Raw genomic sequence first — 18,935 nt, 5'->3', positions numbered from 1 at the left:
ACCCACGACATCAACTCGACGCGTACGGTGCCGGACAACATCGGCCTGCTCTACCACAAGCACCTGGCCATGTACGGTCCCCGCGAGATGCTGCTCAGCTCCGAGGAGCCGGTGGTGCGCCAGTTCCTCAACGCGCAGACGATCGGCCCGATCGGAATGTCGGAGGAGAAGGACGCCGACGAGCTGGCCGCGGAGAAGGACATGGGTCTGCCGCCGCTCCCGCCGATCCCGATGCAGCTCGAGCCGTCCAACGGCATTCCCCGTAAATACCAGCGTCCTCCGGGCGCCTGGTGCCGCGAGAACGGCGTCACCCCGCCGCCCGGGTCGTTCCGGCCCGATGCGGCCATGGCTCCTGGCGGCGTGAAAGCAGCTCCCACAGAGGCTCCCCACTGATATGTCTTCCCTGACCGCTGCCAGGGTCCTGAAACCGATCGGGACCGCTGGCTCACTCTTCGCGTTCGGACTGGACGTGGGGCGAGCTGTGTTCCGGCGCCCCTTCCAGTTCCGCGAGTTCATCCAACAGGCGTGGTTCATCGCGTCGGTGACGATCGTCCCGACCGCGCTGGTCGCGATCCCCTTCGGCGCGGTCATCGCGCTGCAGGTGGGTGGCCTCGTGCAGCAGTTCGGTGCGCAGTCCTTCGTCGGGTCGGCCGCGGTCCTCGCGGTCGTCCAGCAGGCAGCCCCGATCGCGACCGCGCTGCTGGTCGCGGGTGCCGGTGGTTCGGCGATCGCCGCCGACCTCGGCGCCCGGAAGATCCGTGAAGAGCTCGACGCGATGATGGTTCTCGGCATCGATCCCATCCAGCGTCTGGTGGTTCCGCGTGTGCTCGCCGCGATGATGATCGCGGTCTTCCTCAACGGCCTGGTGTCGATCGTCGGCGTCATGGGTGGATACGTCTTCAACGTCATCATCCAGGGCGGCACCCCCGGCGCCTACCTGGCCAGCTTCACCGCGCTGGCGCAGATGGCCGACCTGTGGCAGGGCCTGGCCAAGGCGCTCGTGTTCGGTCTGATCGCGGCGATCGTGGCTGCGTACAAGGGCATGAACGCGGGCGGCGGCCCGAAGGGTGTCGGTGACGCCGTGAACGAGTCCGTCGTCATCACGTTCCTGCTGCTGTTCATCGTCAACTTCGTGATGTCTGCGATCTTCCTGCAGATCATCCCGAGCAAGACCGGTTAGGAGGCGAGACGGATGGCGAACATCAAGGCGATCTACGAGAAGCCTGCCAAGAGCCTCGACCACCTCGGCGACGAGCTCGGCTTCTACCTGCGTGCCGTGTCGTGGTTCCCACGCACGCTCAGGCGCTACAAGAAGGAGATCCTCCGGATCCTCGCCGAGGTCACCCTCGGCTCCGGAGCGTTGGCCGTCATCGGCGGCACCGTCGGCGTCATCCTGGCGATGACCTTCTTCACCGGAGCCCAGGTCGGGCTCTCGGGTTACACCGCCCTCGACCAGCTCGGCACCAGTGCCTTCTCCGGGTTCGTGTCGGCCTACTTCAACACCCGTGAGATCGCGCCGCTGGTCGCCGGCATCGCTCTCGCGGCGACGGTCGGCTGCGGGTTCACCGCCCAGCTCGGTGCGATGCGGATCTCGGAGGAGGTCGATGCGCTCGAGGTGATGGCGATCCCGTCGCTGCCGTTCCTGGTGACCACCCGGATGATCGGCGGCCTGATCGCGATCGTGCCACTCTACGTGGTCGGTCTGCTCTCCTCCTACGTCGCCACCCGGTTCACGGTGATCCTCTTCTACGGCCAGAGCGCCGGCACCTACGACCACTACTTCAACACCTTCCTGCCGCCCGTCGACGTGCTGTGGTCCTTCGGCAAGGTGCTGATCTTCGCGATCGTGGTGATCCTGATCCACTGCTACCACGGCTACAACGCCTCAGGCGGCCCGGCCGGCGTCGGCGTCGCGGTCGGTAAGGCGGTGCGTACGAGCATCGTCGCCGTCTCCGTGCTCGACCTGATGCTCTCCATGGCGATCTGGGGCAGCACCACCACAGTGAGGTTGGCGGGATGACTCAGACACTCACCCGAGACGGCATCGAGCACCACGTGCCCGCTCCTCACAAGAGGAGCGCCGTGGCTCTCGCCTGGGCTCGGCAGAAGGGCAAGATCCTCGGGATCGTCTTCATCGCCCTGGTCCTCGCCGCTCTCGCTCTGACCTGGGCGCAGTTCACCAACAAGTTCGGCAACTTCGAGGAGATCACCCTCAAGGCCGACCGCATCGGTCTGCAGCTCCCCGAGCGCGCCGACGTCAAGGTCCGCGGCCTCATCGTCGGCGAGGTCCTCGAGATGAAGCCGACCGACGAGGGTGCCGAGCTGACCCTGGGGCTGTTCCCCGACGAGATCGGCAAGGTCCACCCCGACGTGACCGGTGCGATCCTCCCCAAGACCCTCTTCGGGCAGAAGTACGTCTCGCTGGTCCCGCCCAACACCGATTTCACCGAGCCGATCCGGCCGGGCGCCGTCATCGAGAAGACGAAGATGGCCACCGAGGTCCAGGCCGTCCTGCGTGACCTCTACCCGCTGCTGCGGACGATCCAGCCGGCCGACCTCAACATGACGCTCAACGCGATGGCCACCGCCCTCGAGGGGCGTGGTGAGAAGCTCGGCGAGTCGCTCGACACCCTCGACTCCTACCTGAAGCGGCTCAACCCCGAGATCCCCGCGCTGATCGAGGATCTCGAGCTCGCCACCCAGGTCTCCGGCACCTACCAGGCCGTGCTGCCCGAGCTGGGCCAGATCCTGCGCAACACCATCGTCACCGCGACCACGCTCGAGGACCGCGAGGCCCAGCTCAACAAGATGCTGACCGACGTGACCGCGTTCTCGAACACCGCCGACGGTTTCCTCGACGACAACGGTGACACCCTGATCCAGCTGGGTGAGGTCGGTCGGCCGGTCACCCAGGCGCTGGCGCGCTACGCGCCGATGTTCCCGTGCCTGATCGGAGGCATGGACATCCTGACCGATGAGTTCACCGAGGTGTTCCGCAACTACACGGTCCACATCACGCTGGAGACCCTCCCGCACCAGTCACGTCCCTGGTCGACCAAGGACAAGCCGCGCTACGGCGCGGACATCGGCCCCGAGTGCGGTCAGCTCCCGAACGCCCCGTGGAACCAGAAGAACCCCTTCACCCAGGTTCCCAACGTCGACGACGGAGTCGACGAGCCCACCGGAAAGGGCACCATGCGTGCAGCCACCGGGACCACCGAGTTCTCACCCCTCTCCTACGTCGGTACGTCGGCCGAGGCCGATGTCATCAACGAGCTGTTCGCTCCTGGTCTGGGCATGAGCTCGGACGAGGTCCCCGACCTCGGCGCGCTGATGCTCGGTCCGGCGGCGCGTGGAGCGGAGGTGAGCTACCAGTGAGCGCGGTCAAGCTCTTCGACGCCAAGACCTTCCAGGACTTCTGGAAGCTGATCGTCTTCATCATCGTCACGACGGTGGCCACCGCCCTGCTCGCGATCACGATCGGCAACGTCACCTTCGGCCAGACCGACGAATACAAGGCGGTCTTCACCGACGTCACCGGTGTGACCAAGGGCGACGACGTACGCATCTCCGGGGTCAAGGTCGGCTCGGTCAAGGACATCGAGATCTCCGACGACGCCCGCAGCGCCGTGGTCACCTTCACCGTCGACAGCGCGCAGCAGCTCGCGACCACGACCGAGGCGACGATCAAATACCGCAACCTGATCGGCCAGCGCTACCTCGCGCTGACCAACCAGCTGGTGGGCGACGCGTCGGCGATGCAGGAGGGTCAGACGATCCCGGTCGGACAGACCCACCCGGCGCTTGATCTGACCGTGCTCTTCAACGGGTTCAAGCCGCTCTTCCAGGCGCTGTCGCCCAACGACGTCAACACGCTCTCCTACGAGATCGTCCAGGTCTTCCAGGGCGAGGGCGGCACGCTGGAGAGCCTGCTCTCCCACACCGCCTCGCTGACCTCCACGCTGGCCGAGAAGGACCAGATCATCAACGCCCTGATCGACAACCTCACCGAGGTGCTCGAGCACGTGGGCGACCGCGAGAAGGAGCTCTCCAGCCTGATCGTGACCTTCCGTGACTTCGTCGGCGGTCTCAACAAGGACCGCGAGGTGATCCTGGGCTCCCTCGACCAGATCTCGGCGCTCTCCGTGGAGACCGCCGGACTGGTGCACGATGCGAAGGACCCGCTCCTGGAGGACCTGCGCGAGGCCCGGCGATTCTCCGACGAGGTCGCCAAGGACAAGCGGCAGCTCAACGACGCCCTCGAGCTCCAGCCGATCAAGCTGGACAAGATCGGCGCGACGGCCACCTACGGCGGTTGGTTCAACTTCTACCTCTGCGGACTGCGGGGAACGATCCGCGATCCTGAGGGCAAGGACCTCGACATCCCGATCTACCAGCCCGGTCAAGCGAGGTGCAACCTCGGATGATTCCCTTCCGCGAACGTAACCCAGTCAAGATCGGTGCCGTCTCGATCGCCGTCCTCGCCATGCTGATGGCGATGGCGTTCAAGGCCGACAGCCTGCCGCTGATCGGCGGCGGCACCACCTACTACGCCAACTTCTCCGAGGCCGGTGGCCTGAAGACCGGCGACGAGGTCCGGGTGGCCGGCGTCCGGGTCGGCAAGGTCGACTCGATCGAGCTCGACGGCAACAAGGTCAAGGTCGGCTTCAAGATCCGCGAGAAGGTCAACTTCGGGGAGAACTCCGGTGCCGGCGTACGTGTGAAGACGCTGCTCGGCGACATGTTCCTCGAGCTCCAGCCGGCCGGTGAGGGTCAGATGAAGGCAGGCGCCACCATCCCGGTGGATCGCACCGAGTCGCCCTATGACGTCGTCCAGGCGTTCGAGGGTCTGGCCGACACCTCCGCGAACATCGACAAGGACCAGCTGGCCGCCGCCCTCACCACGCTCGCCGACCTGACCCGGTCGACGCCGGAGGAGTTCCAGGCCGCCCTCACCGGCGTCTCGGACCTCTCCCGCAACCTGGCTGCCAAGGACGAGCGCATCGAGTCGCTGCTCACCCAGCTCGATCGGGTGACCAAGGTGCTCGACGAGCGCGACGAAGACCTGATCACGCTGATGAACGACGCCAACCAGCTCTTCATGGCCCTGGTGGAGCGACGCGAGGCGGTCCACAACCTGCTGCTGTCCACCCAGCAGCTCTCCAAGGAGCTCTCCCAGCTGGTCGACGACAGCCGCGCAGACCTCAAGCCGGCGCTCGAGAGCCTTGACGTGATCCTCGACGTGTTCACGAAGAACGAGGAGAACCTCGAGAAGTCGTTGCGCCTGATGGCGCCGTTCTACCGGGTCTTCAACAACACCCTGGGCAACGGGCCGTGGTGGGACACCTACGTCCAGAACATGCCTCCCGTCCCGGCAGTCACGGGGAGGACCCCATGAGCGAGCGTCAGCGAGTGACCATGAGAATCAACACGACGCCGCGTCCGTATTCTGGCGCTTGCGCTACGGCGGTGGCGGCGTGAACAAGTACATCGTCCCGATCATCATCGGTGCCCTCGTTCTCGGTGTCGGCGCCTGGGCGCTGGTCCGCGACACCGGCGAGAAGACGCTGGTGGCGCACTTCCCGCGCACCGTCTCCCTCTACGAGGGCAGCGACCTGCGCGTGCTCGGCGTCGCCGTCGGCAAGGTGACCGCGGTCGAGCCGAACGGCACCGACGTCAAGGTCACCATGGAGTACTCGGAGGACGTCGACCTGCCCGCCGACGGGAAGGCCGTGATCATCTCGCCCTCCATCGTCGGCGACCGCTACGTCCAGGTCACGCCTGCCTACGACGGCGGCGAGAAGATGGAGGACGGCGCGGTGCTGAGCACCGACAAGACCTCGGTCCCGGTCGAGCTCGACCAGATCTACTCCAGCGTCGACGACCTCGTCGTCGCGCTCGGTCCGGACGGCGCCAACAAGAACGGCGCCCTCACCGACCTGCTGCAGCAGACCGCGAAGAACCTCGGCGGCCAGGGCGAGAAGATCAACTCGACGGTCGGCGACCTCGGCAAGCTGACCAAGACGCTCGACAACCGCGACGAGCAGTTCTTCGACTCGGCCGAGCAGCTCGAGGGCTTCATCGGCACGCTCGCGGAGAACGACCAGACCGTACGCGACTTCGCCCAGGCCCTCGCGGAGGTGTCCTCGATGCTCGAGGGCGAGCGCGAGGAGCTGGCCGCGTCGTTGAAGAACCTGTCGGTGGCGCTGACCAAGGTGACCCAGTTCGTCCGGGAGAACAAGGCGATCCTGCGCGAGGACATCCAGGGCCTCAACCGGATCAGCAAGGTGCTCGTGAAGCAGCGCAAGGCGCTCGACGAGAGCCTGCGGACCGCGCCGCTGGCCCTCACCAACCTGGGCCATGCGTACAACCCGGAGACCGGCACCCTGGACACCAACGCCAACATCTCGATGGTGATCGACGAGATCACCCAGAACCCTGCCGCGTTCCTGTGCAGCCTCGTCGACCAGGCGACCAACGGCAGCAGTGCCGAGATCTGCACCCAGATCCGGCAGATGCCGGGCCTCAACCGTTCGGCCGCGATCGGTCCTGGCACCGGTTCGTCCTACGGGGTGCCCTATGACATGTCGCTCGGCGGCCTGGTGGAGGTGAAGGAGTAATGCTGAAGCGGAGCCCGAAGCGAACCGCGCCGGCGGCCATGAAGCGCGCTGTCCAGGCGTTCGTCGGTGTGATCGCCGGTGCCCTGATGCTGACCGGCTGTGGCAGCTTCTCCGTCTACGACCTCCCGCTCCCGGGCGGCGTGGACGCCGGGGACGACGCGATCTCGGTCACCGCGCAGTTCCAGGACACCCTCGACCTGGTGCCGCAGTCGACCGTCAAGCTCGAAGACATCGACGTCGGCAAGATCGACAAGATCTGGCTCGACGACGGCGTCGCCACGGTCGAGATGCAGCTGAAGAAGGATGTGGACCTGCCCGCCAACGTGCGGGCCTCGATCCAGCAGACGTCGCTGCTCGGCGAGAAGTTCGTCTCCCTGGAGCGACCGGCGGAGCCGGAGGCGGCGAAGCTGGCCGACGGCTCGACCATCCCGTTGTCCCGGACCGGCCGCAACCCCGAGATCGAAGAGGTCTTCAGCGCACTGAGCCTGCTGCTCAACGGCGGTGGTGTCGCCCAGCTCAAGACGATCTCCACCGAGCTCAACAAGGCCCTCGCCGGCCGCGAGGACTCGGCTCGCTCGGTTCTCCACCAGGTGGAGAAGCTGGCGCGCGACCTCGACAACAACAAGGAGAAGATCGTCGCGGCCATCGAGGCGCTCGACGCGCTGGCGAAGGCCACCAACGCTCAGATGGGTTCCATCGACGCCGCGCTCGACGAGCTGCCCTCGGCGCTCTCGAGCATCGACAAGCAGCGTGCCGACCTGGTCAAGATGCTTCAGGCCCTCGAGCGGCTCGGGGAGACCGGCGTACGCGTGATCAGGGCGTCCAAGGACAACACCATCGGCATCATCAAGGACCTCGAGCCGGTCCTGTCGAACCTGGCCGACTCCGGGGACGACTTCGTCCGGGCGATGAACACGATCCTCACCTATCCGTTCGTCGACGCGGCCGTCGGTGGCTCGCCCCAGACCGCCCGCAACCTGCACCAGGGTGACTTCGTCAACCTCGACGTCACGCTCGACCTCAATCTCGACACCTTGCTCGACAACGCGCCCGATGTCCCCGCGACCGTGTGCTGGGCCAAGGACGAGGTCATCCGACACCTCCAGGGTCGAGAGGGTCAGCAGCTGCTCGACGCGCTGAACGGGGCGTTGGACAAGGTCTGTGACGGCGCCTTCGCGAAGTCGTTGTCGGCGTGCCAAGAGGTGCTGACCGGTGCCCTCTCGGGCCAGGGCACCACCAGCGAGGTACGCCGGGCCTGCAACGCACTGCCGTCCGGACTGGTCAGCACGCTGACCGACCTCCTCGGGCTCGACCTCGACCTGACCCCGAGCACCAGCGGCGGTACGTCAGGTGATGACGGTTCGGGCTGCGTACTGCTCCTCTTCTGTCGAGCCGGGGCGACACCGGGCACGCACGCGGTGTCCTACGACGAGCTGAGCAAGGAGCTCGACCCGGGCCTGACCTCGCTGATGATCCCGGCGCTGAGCACCCCGAGCAACACCCACATGGAGGGCGTCTCATGATCACCCGCCGTACGAAGATGCAGCTCATGGTCTTCCTGCTGATCACGCTGGTCGGGGTCAGTTTCGTGGGTGCGCGCTACGCCCGCCTGGGGTCTTTGTTCGTCAAGGACCACTACGTCGTGGTGGCTCACTTCGAGCAGTCCGGAGGCATCTACGAGGACGCCGAGATCGACTACCGCGGCGTCAAGATCGGCCAGGTCGGTGAGCTGGTGCTCAACCGTAGCGGTGTCGACGTCACGCTGAAGATCGACAATTCCTGGAAGGACAAGATCCCGGCGGACAGCCTCGCCGTGGTCGGCAACCGCTCCGCCGTCGGTGAGCAGTACGTCGAGCTGCAGCCGCAGTCGAAGGGCGCGCCCTACCTCGAGGACGGTTCGGAGATCGCCCGTGCCGCCACGACGACCCCGCTGCCGACCGAGAAGCTGCTCGAGGACATCACCGTCACGGTGAACTCGGTGGATCAGAAGGCGCTCACCACGACCGTCGACGAGCTGGGCAAGGGTTTCGCCGGCACCGGTCGGGACCTGCAGACCATCATCGACACCGGCACCGCGTTCGTGGAGACGGCCGATGAGAACTTCGGGCTGACCACGCAGCTGATCCGGGACAGCAACACCGTCCTCCAGGGCCAGCTCGACAGCGCCTCGGCGATCAAGTCGTTCGCGACCGATCTGGAGCTGTTCACCGGCACGCTGGCTGGTTCCAACAAGGACCTGGTCAAGCTGATCGAGAGCGGCTCGGCAGGTGCCACGGAGCTGCGCCTGTTCCTGGAGCAGAACCAGGTGGAGATCGGCGAGCTTCTCAATCAGGTCCTGGTGACGGGCAAGGTCGTCCGGAAGAACCTACCGGGCCTCAAGCACGTGCTCTCGATCTTCCCGATCGTCGTGGAGGGCAGCTTCGCCGTCGTCGACGTCGGCCATCCGGGCCTTGCTCAGGCACACTTCGGGATGGCCATCACCACCCAGCCGCCGTGCAAGCAGGGCTACGAGAGCACCAAGAAGCGCAGCCCGCTGGACCTGCAGAGTCGTCCGTTCAACACCGAGGTCAACTGCACCGAGGACCCCTCCCACTCCAACGCCCGCGGCTCCAGCCAGGTGCCGCGCGCCGCGGTCGGTGCCCCCAGCTCGGTGGCGACCTTCGACCCCGAGACGGGCGAGCTGACCTGGGACGAGGCGGAGGACACCTCGGTGTCGACCGCGGCGCCGTCCTCCTACGGCGACGACGCCTGGAAGTGGCTCTACCTCCAGCCGATGGAGACCGAGTAGCCGGACAAGTCCGACCAGCACGCAGCCGACCGGGTCGGGGCCCCGGGAGTGCTGCCGCATCGACCGACTCGCCCGCGGCGTACGGTGATGTTGCTTGGAAATGGCTCCTGGAGCCACTGACCACAGAGAGTGATCCGTTTGAGCACCACGACCGACCCCGGCCCCGACGCGGAGACCGGCTCAGAGACCGACCAGGCGACGCCGACCCAAGGCACGCTGCTCCGCTGGGGGATCCTGGCCCTGCTGGTCGCCGTCATCATCGCCGGCGTCGGCTACGTCGGCTGGCAGCTGACCCGTGGCGCCGACGAGTCCGTGGTGAGCCAGCGCGAGCAGGTGATGGCCGCGGCCGACAAGTTCGTCGGACGGGTCAACACCTACGGTCCCGAGGACATCGGCAGCGACAAGAAGACGATGCCGGACTACCGCAAGGACGTCGGCGCGCTGCTGACCCCGAAGTTCGAGAAGAGCTTCCTCGGCAACGTCGCCTTCGCCGAGGCCACCGTCGTCCAGCAGGGCGTCGGCCGCACCAGCGACGTGCACAGCACGGCGGTCGCCGGTCTCGACGAGGACAGCGCGACCGTGCTGGTCGTCGCCGAGCTCGCGATCAGCTACCCGAAGTCCGAGGGTTCCGAGGAGCGCGTCGAGGCGGCGCGTCAGCTCGCGCGGACGGAGGTGGAGCTCGTGAAGCAGAACGGGAAGTGGCTGGTCGACGACTGGTACCCGGCCGAGGAGGCTCCTACTTCGGAAAGCAGCGAAGGGGTGACACCATGAGTTCCACGATGACTTCTCCGACCTGGTACGACCTGCTCGACGTCGAGCCCGACGCCGCCACCGCCGACATCCGGGCGGCGTGGAAGTCCGCGATCGCCGACCTGGACCCGACCGACCGCCGCTTCCGCACCCTCAACGAGGCCGCTGCCGTCCTGCTGGACGCCGACAAGCGGGCTGCGTACGACGCGGAGCTCGCCGCGCTCGAGGAGGCCGCTGCCGCGGACGAGGACGCCGACGACGCCGAGGACGACGAGCGCGAGGTCGTCGCGGAGACCGCCCTTGTCGAGGACGAAGCGGCTGAGGACGCACCCGACGCCGACGAGGAGGAGCCCACCGCCGAGGCGGAGGAGCCGCGCCGCCGCACGCTCCCTGCGCTCCCCACGTGGGGCCTGGCCGCCGCCGGCGCGCTCGCCCTGGCCGCGGTCGTCGCCGCGGGGGTGGTCTTCTTCGGCCAGGACAAGGTCGAGACCGTCTCCAACAACAACGTCACGACCAGCACGGTCGAGGGTGCGGTGGGCAAGCAGATCACCCGCAACCACAAGCTGCTCGTCGAGGAGCAGGGCGCCGAGGCCCTCGAGGCGGCCAAGAAGGCCGTGGTCCCGCTGCTGTCCTACGACTACAGCAAGATGGACGAGTCGAAGAGCAAGGCTCACGACGTGATGACGAAGGACTACCGCGAGGACTACGACCGCCTCTTCGCGGTGCTCGTCGACAACGTCCCCGAGACCAAGACCGTGGTGAAGACCCTTGCCCCGGTCGACGCCGGCGTCATCCGGGTCTCCGAGGACACCGTGCAGATCCTGGTGCTCGTCGATCGCCAGGTCACCAACGCCCAGCGCAGCACCCCGATCGGCTATCAGGAGTACGCGATGCTCACGATGGCCAAGGTCGGCGACGAGTGGCTGGTGGACAAGGTGGAGACCCGGCCCAGCCAGGACTAACGGCCGTCCCCGGGCCTTTGCGCTACCTGTCAAGTGACTGGAATAACTTTTCCGGGGGGCGGACCGATTAGCGCGGATGCTTGACCCGGGGTGCCGAAGGGGCGCATGATCATCCGCGATGCTCGACAAGGCAACGATCAACAAGGCTGACGCTCGGGTGCCACAGGTGTGAACGAAGAGACGCCGGACTTTGAAGAGGGCCCGGTGTTGTGAAGTGCGCTTTTGTGCCGTACTATGGCGCTTTGCGCATGCCTTCATATGCCCCTCAGCCTGCCCGGTGGCTGTTCGGTGGTCGGCAGCGCGAATCCACCTGCGAACCTTGTCGAAGGATTCCTCTTGGCCGCGCGCACCTCGTCGGGTGACTCCACCCCTCGCCGCATCTCTTTCGCTAAGATCTCAGAGCCTCTCGAGCTTCCTCAGCTCCTCGCCCTCCAGACCGACAGCTTCGACTGGCTGATCGGTAACGAGCGCTGGCAGGAGCAGGTTGCCGCCCGCGAAGCAGCGGGTGAGGACGTGTCTCACAAGTCCGGTCTTCAGGAGATCTTCGAGGAGATCTCTCCGATCGAGGACTTCTCGGAGACGATGTCCCTCTCGTTCGAGAGTCCTGTCTTCTACGACCCCAAGTACACCGTCGAGGAGTGCAAGGAGAAGGACTTCACCTACTCCGCACCGCTCTACGTCTCGGCGGAGTTCACCAACAACGACACTGGTGAGATCAAGGGCCAGACGGTCTTCATGGGTGACTTCCCGCTCATGACCGACCAGGGCACCTTCGTGATCAACGGCACCGAGCGTGTCGTCGTCTCGCAGCTCGTCCGGTCCCCGGGCGTCTACTTCGAGCGCACCGCCGACAAGACGTCCGACAAGGACATCTACACCGCCAAGCTGATCCCGAGCCGCGGCGCCTGGCTCGAGTTCGAGATCGACAAGCGCGACCTGGTCGGCGTCCGCCTCGACCGCAAGCGCAAGCAGAACGTCACGGTGCTGCTCAAGGCCCTCGGCTGGACCAACGAGCAGATCCGCGAGGAGTTCGGCGAGTACGAGTCGATGATGCTGACCCTGGAGAAGGACAGCACCACCGCCCAGGACGACGCGCTGCTCGACATCTACCGCAAGCTGCGCCCGGGCGAGCCGCCGACGCGTGAGGCCGCGCAGACGCTGCTGAACAACTACTACTTCAACCCGAAGCGCTACGACACCGCCAAGGTCGGTCGCTACAAGGTCAACAAGAAGCTCGGTCTGACCGAGGCCTTCGACCAGCAGACCCTGACCGTCGACGACATCGTCGCGACGATCAAGTACGTCGTGGCGCTGCACGACGGGCGTACGCAGCTCGAGACCCCGCAGGGCACGATCGACATCGCCGCCGACGACATCGACCACTTCGGCAACCGCCGGATGCGGACGGTCGGCGAGCTGATCCAGAACCAGCTGCGTACGGGTCTGGCCCGTATGGAGCGCGTCGTGCGCGAGCGGATGACGACCCAGGACGTCGAGGCGATCACCCCGCAGTCCCTGATCAACATCCGTCCCGTGGTCGCTGCGCTGAAGGAGTTCTTCGGCACCTCGCAGCTGTCGCAGTTCATGGACCAGAACAACCCGCTCGCGGGCCTGACCCACAAGCGTCGTCTGTCGGCCCTCGGCCCGGGTGGTCTCTCTCGTGACCGCGCCGGCATGGAGGTCCGCGACGTCCACCCGTCGCACTACGGCCGGATGTGCCCGATCGAGACCCCTGAAGGTCCCAACATCGGTCTGATCGGCTCGCTGGCCTCCTTCGGCCGGATCAACCCGTTCGGTTTCGTCGAGACGCCCTACCGCAAGGTCGTCAACGGCGTCGTCACCGACCAGATCGACTACCTGACCGCCGACGACGAGGACAAGTACGTCATCGCGCAGGCCAACGCGGCCGTCGACGAGAACATGCGGTTCGCCACCGAGCGCGTCCTGGTCCGCCAGCGCGACGGTGAGGTCTCCGAGCTCCTGGCCGACGAGGTCGACTACATCGACGTCTCGCCGCGCCAGATGGTGTCGGTCGCGACCGCGCTGATCCCGTTCCTCGAGCACGACGACGCCAACCGTGCGCTCATGGGCGCCAACATGCAGCGTCAGGCCGTTCCGCTGGTCCGCAGCGACTCGCCGCTGGTCGGCACCGGCATCGAGTACCGTGCCGCGGTCGACGCCGGTGACGTGCTCGTCGCGAAGAAGGCCGGTGTCGTCAAGGAGGTCTCCGCCGACGTCATCGAGACCCTCAACGACGACGGCACCTACACCACCTACAAGCTGGCCAAGTTCGAGCGCTCCAACCAGGGCAACTGCGTCAACCAGCAGCCGCTGGTCGACGAGGGCGCCCGGGTCGAGGTCGGCTCTCCGCTGGCCGACGGTCCGGCGACCCAGGGTGCCGAGATGGCGCTGGGTGCCAACCTTCTGGTCGCCTTCCAGTCGTGGCAGGGCCACAACTACGAGGACGCGATCATCCTGTCCCAGCGTCTGGTGCAGCAGGACTACCTCACCTCGATCCACATCGAGGAGCACGAGGTCGACGCCCGCGACACCAAGCTGGGCCCGGAGGAGATCACCCGGGACATCCCGAACGTCTCCGAGGAGATGCTGGCCGACCTCGACGAGCGCGGCATCATCCGCATCGGCGCCGAGGTCACCACCGGTGACATCCTGGTCGGCAAGGTCACCCCGAAGGGCGAGACCGAGCTGACCCCGGAGGAGCGCCTGCTCCGCGCGATCTTCGGTGAGAAGGCGCGCGAGGTCCGCGACACCTCGATGAAGGTTCCGCACGGCGAGGAGGGCACCGTCATCGGTGTCCGCGTCTTCGACCGTGAGGAGGGCGACGAGCTGCCCCCGGGCGTGAACCAGCTGGTCCGTGTCTACGTGGCGCAGAAGCGCAAGATCTCCGTGGGTGACAAGCTCGCCGGCCGTCACGGCAACAAGGGCGTCATCGCGAAGATCCTGCCGGTCGAGGACATGCCGTTCATGGAGGACGGCACCCCGGTCGACGTTCTGCTCAACCCGCTCGGTGTTCCGCGTCGTATGAACATCGGACAGGTCTTGGAGCTCCACCTCGGCTGGCTCGCCAAGCAGGGTTGGGACCTCAACCTCTCCGACGACCCCGACGACAGCGCCTGGAAGCAGCGCCTGATCAAGATCCACGCCGACAAGGCCGAGCCGGGCACCAAGGTGGCCACGCCGGTCTTCGACGGTGCGCGTGAGGACGAGATCACCGGTCTGCTCGCCTCGACCCTCCCGAACCGGGACGGTCAGCGTGTGGTCGGCACCGACGGCAAGGCCCGTCTCTTCGACGGTCGCTCCGGCGAGCCGTTCCCGGAGCCGGTGGCCGTGGGCTACATGTACATCCTGAAGCTGCACCACCTGGTCGACGACAAGATCCACGCGCGTTCGACCGGTCCGTACTCGATGATCACCCAGCAGCCGCTCGGCGGTAAGGCCCAGTTCGGTGGCCAGCGCTTCGGTGAGATGGAGGTCTGGGCGATGGAGGCGTACGGCGCCGCTTACGCCCTGCAGGAGCTCCTGACCATCAAGTCGGACGACGTGCCGGGCCGCGTGAAGGTGTACGAGGCGATCGTCAAGGGCGAGAACATCCCCGACTCGGGCATCCCGGAGTCGTTCAAGGTTCTCGTCAAGGAGATGCAGTCGCTGTGCCTGAACGTCGAGGTCCTGAGCCAGGACGGTTCGGCGATCGAGCTCCGTGACGCGGAGGAGGACGTCTTCCGCGCCGCCGAGGAGCTCGGCATCGACCTGTCCCGCCGCGAGCCCTCCTCCGTAGAGGAAGTCTGACGAGCGGGAGGTGCGCCTCCGGGCGCACCTCCCACCCTCAGTCCCCTTTAACTTTCCAAGAACTAACGAAGGAACTGGAAGCCACCGTGCTCGACGTCAACTTCTTCGATCAGCTCAAGATCGGCCTGGCCACCGCGGACGAGATCCGCGCGTGGAGCCACGGCGAGGTCAAGAAGCCTGAGACCATCAACTACCGCACGCTCAAGCCCGAGCGTGACGGCCTCTTCTGCGAGAAGATCTTCGGTCCCACCCGGGACTGGGAGTGCTACTGCGGCAAGTACAAGCGCGTGCGCTTCAAGGGCATCATCTGTGAGCGCTGTGGCGTCGAGGTCACCCGCTCCAAGGTACGCCGCGAGCGCATGGGCCACATCGAGCTCGCCGCTCCGGTGACCCACATCTGGTACTTCAAGGGCGTTCCGTCGCGGCTGGGCTACCTGCTCGACCTCGCCCCGAAGGACCTGGAGAAGGTCATCTACTTCGCTGCGTACATGATCACCTCGGTCGACGAGGACGCGCGTCACCGCGACCTGTCCTCGCTCGAGGCCAAGGTCGACCAGCAGCGCAAGATGCTGACCGGCCGGCTCGACGTCGCGATCAACGACCGCGCCAAGAAGCTCGAGACCGACCTGGCCGCGCTCGAGGCCGAGGGCGCCAAGTCCGACGCCAAGCGCAAGGTCAAGGACGGCGCCGAGCGCGAGATGAAGCAGCTGCGCGACCGCACCGAGCGTGAGGTCAACCGTCTCGACGAGGTCTGGGACACCTTCAAGAACCTGAAGGTCCAGGACCTCATGGGCGACGAGCTGCTCTACCGCGAGATGAAGACCTGGTTCGGCAAGTACTTCGAGGGCCACATGGGCGCCACGGCGATCCAGAAGCGCCTCGAGAACTTCGACATCGACGCCGAGGTCGAGAACCTGCGCGAGACCATCGCCACCGGCAAGGGTCAGCGCAAGGTCCGCGCGCTCAAGCGCCTCAAGGTCGTCGACGCCTTCCGCAAGACCGGCAACCAGCCGACCGGCATGGTGCTCGACGCCGTCCCGGTCATCCCGCCGGACCTGCGCCCGATGGTGCAGCTCGACGGTGGCCGGTTCGCGACCTCCGACCTCAACGACCTCTACCGTCGTGTGATCAACCGCAACAACCGCCTCAAGCGTCTCCTCGACCTCGGTGCTCCCGAGATCATCGTGAACAACGAGAAGCGGATGCTGCAGGAGGCCGTCGACTCGCTGTTCGACAACGGCCGCCGTGGCCGTCCGGTCACCGGGCCGGGCAACCGTCCGCTGAAGTCGCTCTCCGACATGCTCAAGGGCAAGCAGGGTCGCTTCCGCCAGAACCTGCTCGGTAAGCGCGTCGACTACTCGGGTCGTTCGGTCATCGTGTCGGGTCCGCAGCTCAAGCTGCACCAGTGCGGTCTGCCCAAGCAGATGGCGCTGGAGCTGTTCAAGCCGTTCGTGATGAAGCGTCTGGTGGACCTGAGCCACGCTCAGAACATCAAGTCCGCCAAGCGGATGGTCGAGCGCGCCCGCCCGGTCGTGTGGGACGTCCTCGAAGAGGTCATCACCGAGCACCCGGTTCTGCTGAACCGTGCGCCCACCCTGCACCGACTCGGCATCCAGGCCTTCGAGCCGCAGCTGATCGAGGGTAAGGCCATCCAGCTGCACCCGCTCGTCTGCACCGCGTTCAACGCGGACTTCGACGGTGACCAGATGGCTGTCCACCTGCCGCTGTCGGCGGAGGCCCAGGCCGAGGCTCGCATCCTGATGCTCTCGACCAACAACATCCTCAAGCCGTCCGACGGTCGTCCGGTCACCATGCCGACCCAGGACATGATCATCGGTCTCTACTTCCTCACCTCCGACCGCGAGGGTGAGGTCGGTGAGGGTCGTGCCTTCTCGTCCCCGGCCGAGGCCATCATGGCCTTCGACCACCTCGAGATCACGCTGCAGTCGAAGATCAAGATCCGCCTCGACGACATCGTCCCGCCGATCGGCTACGACGTGCCGGAGGGCTGGACCGCGGGCGACCCGCTCGTCCTCGAGACCACGCTGGGCCGGGTGATCTTCAACGACACCCTCCCCGCCGACTACCCCTTCGTGAACTACGAGGTCGGTAAGAAGCAGCTCGGCGCGATCATCAACGACCTGGCCGAGCGCTACACCAAGGTCGAGGTCGCGGCGTCGCTGGACGCGCTCAAGGACAACGGCTTCCACTGGGCCACCCGTTCGGGTGTCACGGTCTCCATCGACGACGTCACCACGCCGCCGAACAAGGCCGAGATCCTCGAGGGCTTCGAGAAGCAGGCTGCCAAGGTGCAGAAGCAGTTCGAGCGTGGTCTGGTCACCGACGAGGAGCGCCGTCAGGAGCTCGTCGAGATCTGGACCGAGGCCGCCAAGGTCGTCGGTGCTGCGATGGAGGAGGCGTTCGACCGCAAGAACCCGATCTTCATGCAGGTCACCTCCGGCGCCTCGGGTAACTTCAACCAGATCCGTCAGGTCGGCGCCATGCGAGGCCTGGTGGCCAACCCGAAGGGCGAGATCATCCCGCGGCCGATCAAGTCGAACTTCCGCGAGGGTCTCTCCGTCCTGGAGTACTTCATCTCCACCCACGGTGCTCGTAAGGGTCTGGCCGACACCGCGCTGCGTACCGCCGACTCGGGTTACCTGACCCGTCGTCTGGTGGACGTCTCGCAGGACGTCATCATCCGCGAGGACGACTGCGGCACCGAGCGTGGTCTGCCGAAGGTCATCGGTGTCGAGCAGGGCGGCGTCGTCGTCAAGGACGACAACGCCGAGACCGCTGCGTACGCTCGCACGGCTGCCGTCGACATCGAGCACCCGGAGACCGGCGAGGTTCTCGCGGTCGCCGGTGAGGACCTGGGCGACGTCAAGATCGAGGAGCTGGTTCGCGCCGGCATCACCGAGGTCAAGGTCCGTTCGGTCCTCACCTGTGAGGCCCGTACGGGTACGTGTGCCAAGTGCTACGGCCGTTCGCTGGCCACCGGCAAGCTCGTCGACATCGGTGAGGCGGTCGGCATCATCGCCGCCCAGTCCATCGGTGAGCCGGGCACCCAGCTGACCATGCGTACGTTCCACACCGGTGGTGTGGCCTCGGCCGACGACATCACGCAGGGTCTGCCGCGTGTCGTCGAGCTCTTCGAGGCGCGTACGCCGAAGGGTGTCACGCCGATCTCCGAGGTCGCCGGTCGCGTCGAGATCGAGGAGACCGACAAGGCCCGCAAGGTCCTGGTCACCCCGGACGACGGTTCGGACGTCAAGGAGTACGTCGTCTCCCGTCGCTCGCGGCTGCGGGTCGCCGACGGCGACCACATCGAGGTCGGCCAGGCGCTGACCATCGGTACGCCGGACCCCAAGGAGGTCCTCCGTATCCTCGGTGTCCGCAAGACGCAGCAGCACCTCGTCGACGAGGTCCAGGCCGTGTACCGGTCGCAGGGTGTGTCCATCCACGACAAGCACATCGAGATCATCGTGCGGCAGATGCTGCGCCGGATCACCGTGCTCGAGTCGGGTGACACCAACCTGCTGCCGTCCGACCTGGCCGACCGCATCGACTTCGAGTCGGAGAACCGGCGCGTGGTCTCCGAGGGCGGCAAGCCGGCCTCGGGTCGTCCGGAGCTGATGGGCATCACCAAGGCCTCGCTGGCCACCGAGTCCTGGCTGTCGGCGGCCTCCTTCCAGGAGACCACCCGCGTCCTCACCGACGCTGCCATCAACGGCCGCTCCGACTCGCTGCGCGGTCTGAAGGAGAACGTCATCATCGGTAAGCTCATCCCGGCCGGCACCGGCCTGGAGCGTTACCGCAACATCAAGGTCGAGCCGACCGACGAGGCTCGCGCCGCGGCGTACTCCGTGACCGGTTACGACAACTACGACTACGAGTTCGGCAACACCGGCGGCCAGGCCGTCGCGCTGGACGACTTCGACTTCGGCTCCTACCAGAGCTAGTCGAGAGTGGTCTCGAAGGCCCCGTCTCCTCAGGGAGGCGGGGCCT

General features: G+C 66.4%; 12 protein-coding genes and 1 pseudogene. All 13 read left to right on the top strand.

Translation table 11 applies throughout. The features are described from left to right. Positions 1-393 (top strand): annotated as a pseudogene (locus ACFVJS_RS06435) (ABC transporter ATP-binding protein); the annotation flags it as partial. 1 nt (position 394) lies between these two features. After that, complete coding sequence (locus tag ACFVJS_RS06430) at positions 395-1,180, top strand: ABC transporter permease (RefSeq protein WP_008362876.1); 786 nt, start codon at positions 395-397, stop codon at positions 1,178-1,180. A gap of 12 nt (positions 1,181-1,192) precedes the next feature. Next, positions 1,193-2,020 carry an MlaE family ABC transporter permease gene (locus ACFVJS_RS06425; RefSeq protein ID WP_378878085.1) on the top strand — a complete coding sequence of 276 codons (828 nt, stop codon included), beginning with the start codon at positions 1,193-1,195 and terminating at the stop codon, positions 2,018-2,020. Continuing rightward, positions 2,017-3,378: an MCE family protein gene (locus ACFVJS_RS06420; RefSeq protein ID WP_378878084.1), complete on the top strand. Its 1,362-nt coding sequence runs from the start codon at positions 2,017-2,019 to the stop codon at positions 3,376-3,378. Before ACFVJS_RS06425 ends, ACFVJS_RS06420 begins: the two co-directional genes overlap by 4 nt. Beyond that, positions 3,375-4,427 (top strand): MCE family protein, encoded by a 1,053-nt coding sequence (locus ACFVJS_RS06415; protein WP_378878083.1) that lies wholly within the window; start codon positions 3,375-3,377, stop codon positions 4,425-4,427. The genes ACFVJS_RS06420 and ACFVJS_RS06415 overlap by 4 nt, the downstream gene beginning before the upstream one ends. Continuing rightward, positions 4,424-5,398 (top strand): MCE family protein, encoded by a 975-nt coding sequence (locus ACFVJS_RS06410; RefSeq protein ID WP_378878082.1) that lies wholly within the window; start codon positions 4,424-4,426, stop codon positions 5,396-5,398. Before ACFVJS_RS06415 ends, ACFVJS_RS06410 begins: the two co-directional genes overlap by 4 nt. Before the next feature lie 79 nt (positions 5,399-5,477). Then, positions 5,478-6,620, top strand: coding sequence for an MCE family protein (locus tag ACFVJS_RS06405; RefSeq protein ID WP_378878080.1), 1,143 nt, complete (start codon positions 5,478-5,480; stop codon positions 6,618-6,620). Further along, positions 6,620-8,143: an MCE family protein gene (locus ACFVJS_RS06400; protein ID WP_378878079.1), complete on the top strand. Its 1,524-nt coding sequence runs from the start codon at positions 6,620-6,622 to the stop codon at positions 8,141-8,143. The genes ACFVJS_RS06405 and ACFVJS_RS06400 overlap by 1 nt, the downstream gene beginning before the upstream one ends. Then, positions 8,140-9,408, top strand: coding sequence for an MCE family protein (locus ACFVJS_RS06395; RefSeq protein WP_378878078.1), 1,269 nt, complete (start codon positions 8,140-8,142; stop codon positions 9,406-9,408). The genes ACFVJS_RS06400 and ACFVJS_RS06395 overlap by 4 nt, the downstream gene beginning before the upstream one ends. Positions 9,409-9,546: 138 nt before the next feature. Further along, positions 9,547-10,179 carry a hypothetical protein gene (locus ACFVJS_RS06390; RefSeq protein WP_378878077.1) on the top strand — a complete coding sequence of 211 codons (633 nt, stop codon included), beginning with the start codon at positions 9,547-9,549 and terminating at the stop codon, positions 10,177-10,179. After that, the gene (locus ACFVJS_RS06385; RefSeq protein ID WP_378878076.1) at positions 10,176-11,120 is read left to right on the top strand and encodes a J domain-containing protein; all 945 of its coding nucleotides are present in this window, start codon (positions 10,176-10,178) and stop codon (positions 11,118-11,120) included. The genes ACFVJS_RS06390 and ACFVJS_RS06385 overlap by 4 nt, the downstream gene beginning before the upstream one ends. A gap of 336 nt (positions 11,121-11,456) precedes the next feature. Continuing rightward, positions 11,457-14,927 (top strand): DNA-directed RNA polymerase subunit beta, encoded by a 3,471-nt coding sequence (gene rpoB, locus ACFVJS_RS06380; RefSeq protein ID WP_165110532.1) that lies wholly within the window; start codon positions 11,457-11,459, stop codon positions 14,925-14,927. A gap of 86 nt (positions 14,928-15,013) precedes the next feature. After that, a complete protein-coding gene (locus ACFVJS_RS06375; protein WP_378878074.1) occupies positions 15,014-18,889 on the top strand; it encodes a DNA-directed RNA polymerase subunit beta' in 3,876 nt (1,291 codons plus the stop codon). The last annotated feature ends 46 nt before the right edge of the window (positions 18,890-18,935 follow it).

Source organism: Nocardioides sp. NPDC057772 (genome assembly GCF_042798075.1).
Classification (GTDB): Bacteria; Actinomycetota; Actinomycetes; order Propionibacteriales; family Nocardioidaceae; genus Nocardioides.
The sequence above is the reverse complement of the archived record's forward strand: the minus strand, read 5'-3'. Positions and strand labels throughout refer to the sequence as shown.

What these genes read in the sequence shown, in the direction of transcription:
- ACFVJS_RS06385 (WP_378878076.1), top strand. Translation starts at nt 10,176, where the DNA reads ATGAGTTCCACGATGACTTCTCCGACCTGGTACGACCTGCTCGACGTC.
- ACFVJS_RS06420 (WP_378878084.1), top strand. Translation starts at nt 2,017, where the DNA reads ATGACTCAGACACTCACCCGAGACGGCATCGAGCACCACGTGCCCGCT.
- ACFVJS_RS06400 (WP_378878079.1), top strand. Translation starts at nt 6,620, where the DNA reads ATGCTGAAGCGGAGCCCGAAGCGAACCGCGCCGGCGGCCATGAAGCGC.
- ACFVJS_RS06430 (WP_008362876.1), top strand. Translation starts at nt 395, where the DNA reads ATGTCTTCCCTGACCGCTGCCAGGGTCCTGAAACCGATCGGGACCGCT.
- ACFVJS_RS06410 (WP_378878082.1), top strand. Translation starts at nt 4,424, where the DNA reads ATGATTCCCTTCCGCGAACGTAACCCAGTCAAGATCGGTGCCGTCTCG.
- ACFVJS_RS06425 (WP_378878085.1), top strand. Translation starts at nt 1,193, where the DNA reads ATGGCGAACATCAAGGCGATCTACGAGAAGCCTGCCAAGAGCCTCGAC.
- ACFVJS_RS06395 (WP_378878078.1), top strand. Translation starts at nt 8,140, where the DNA reads ATGATCACCCGCCGTACGAAGATGCAGCTCATGGTCTTCCTGCTGATC.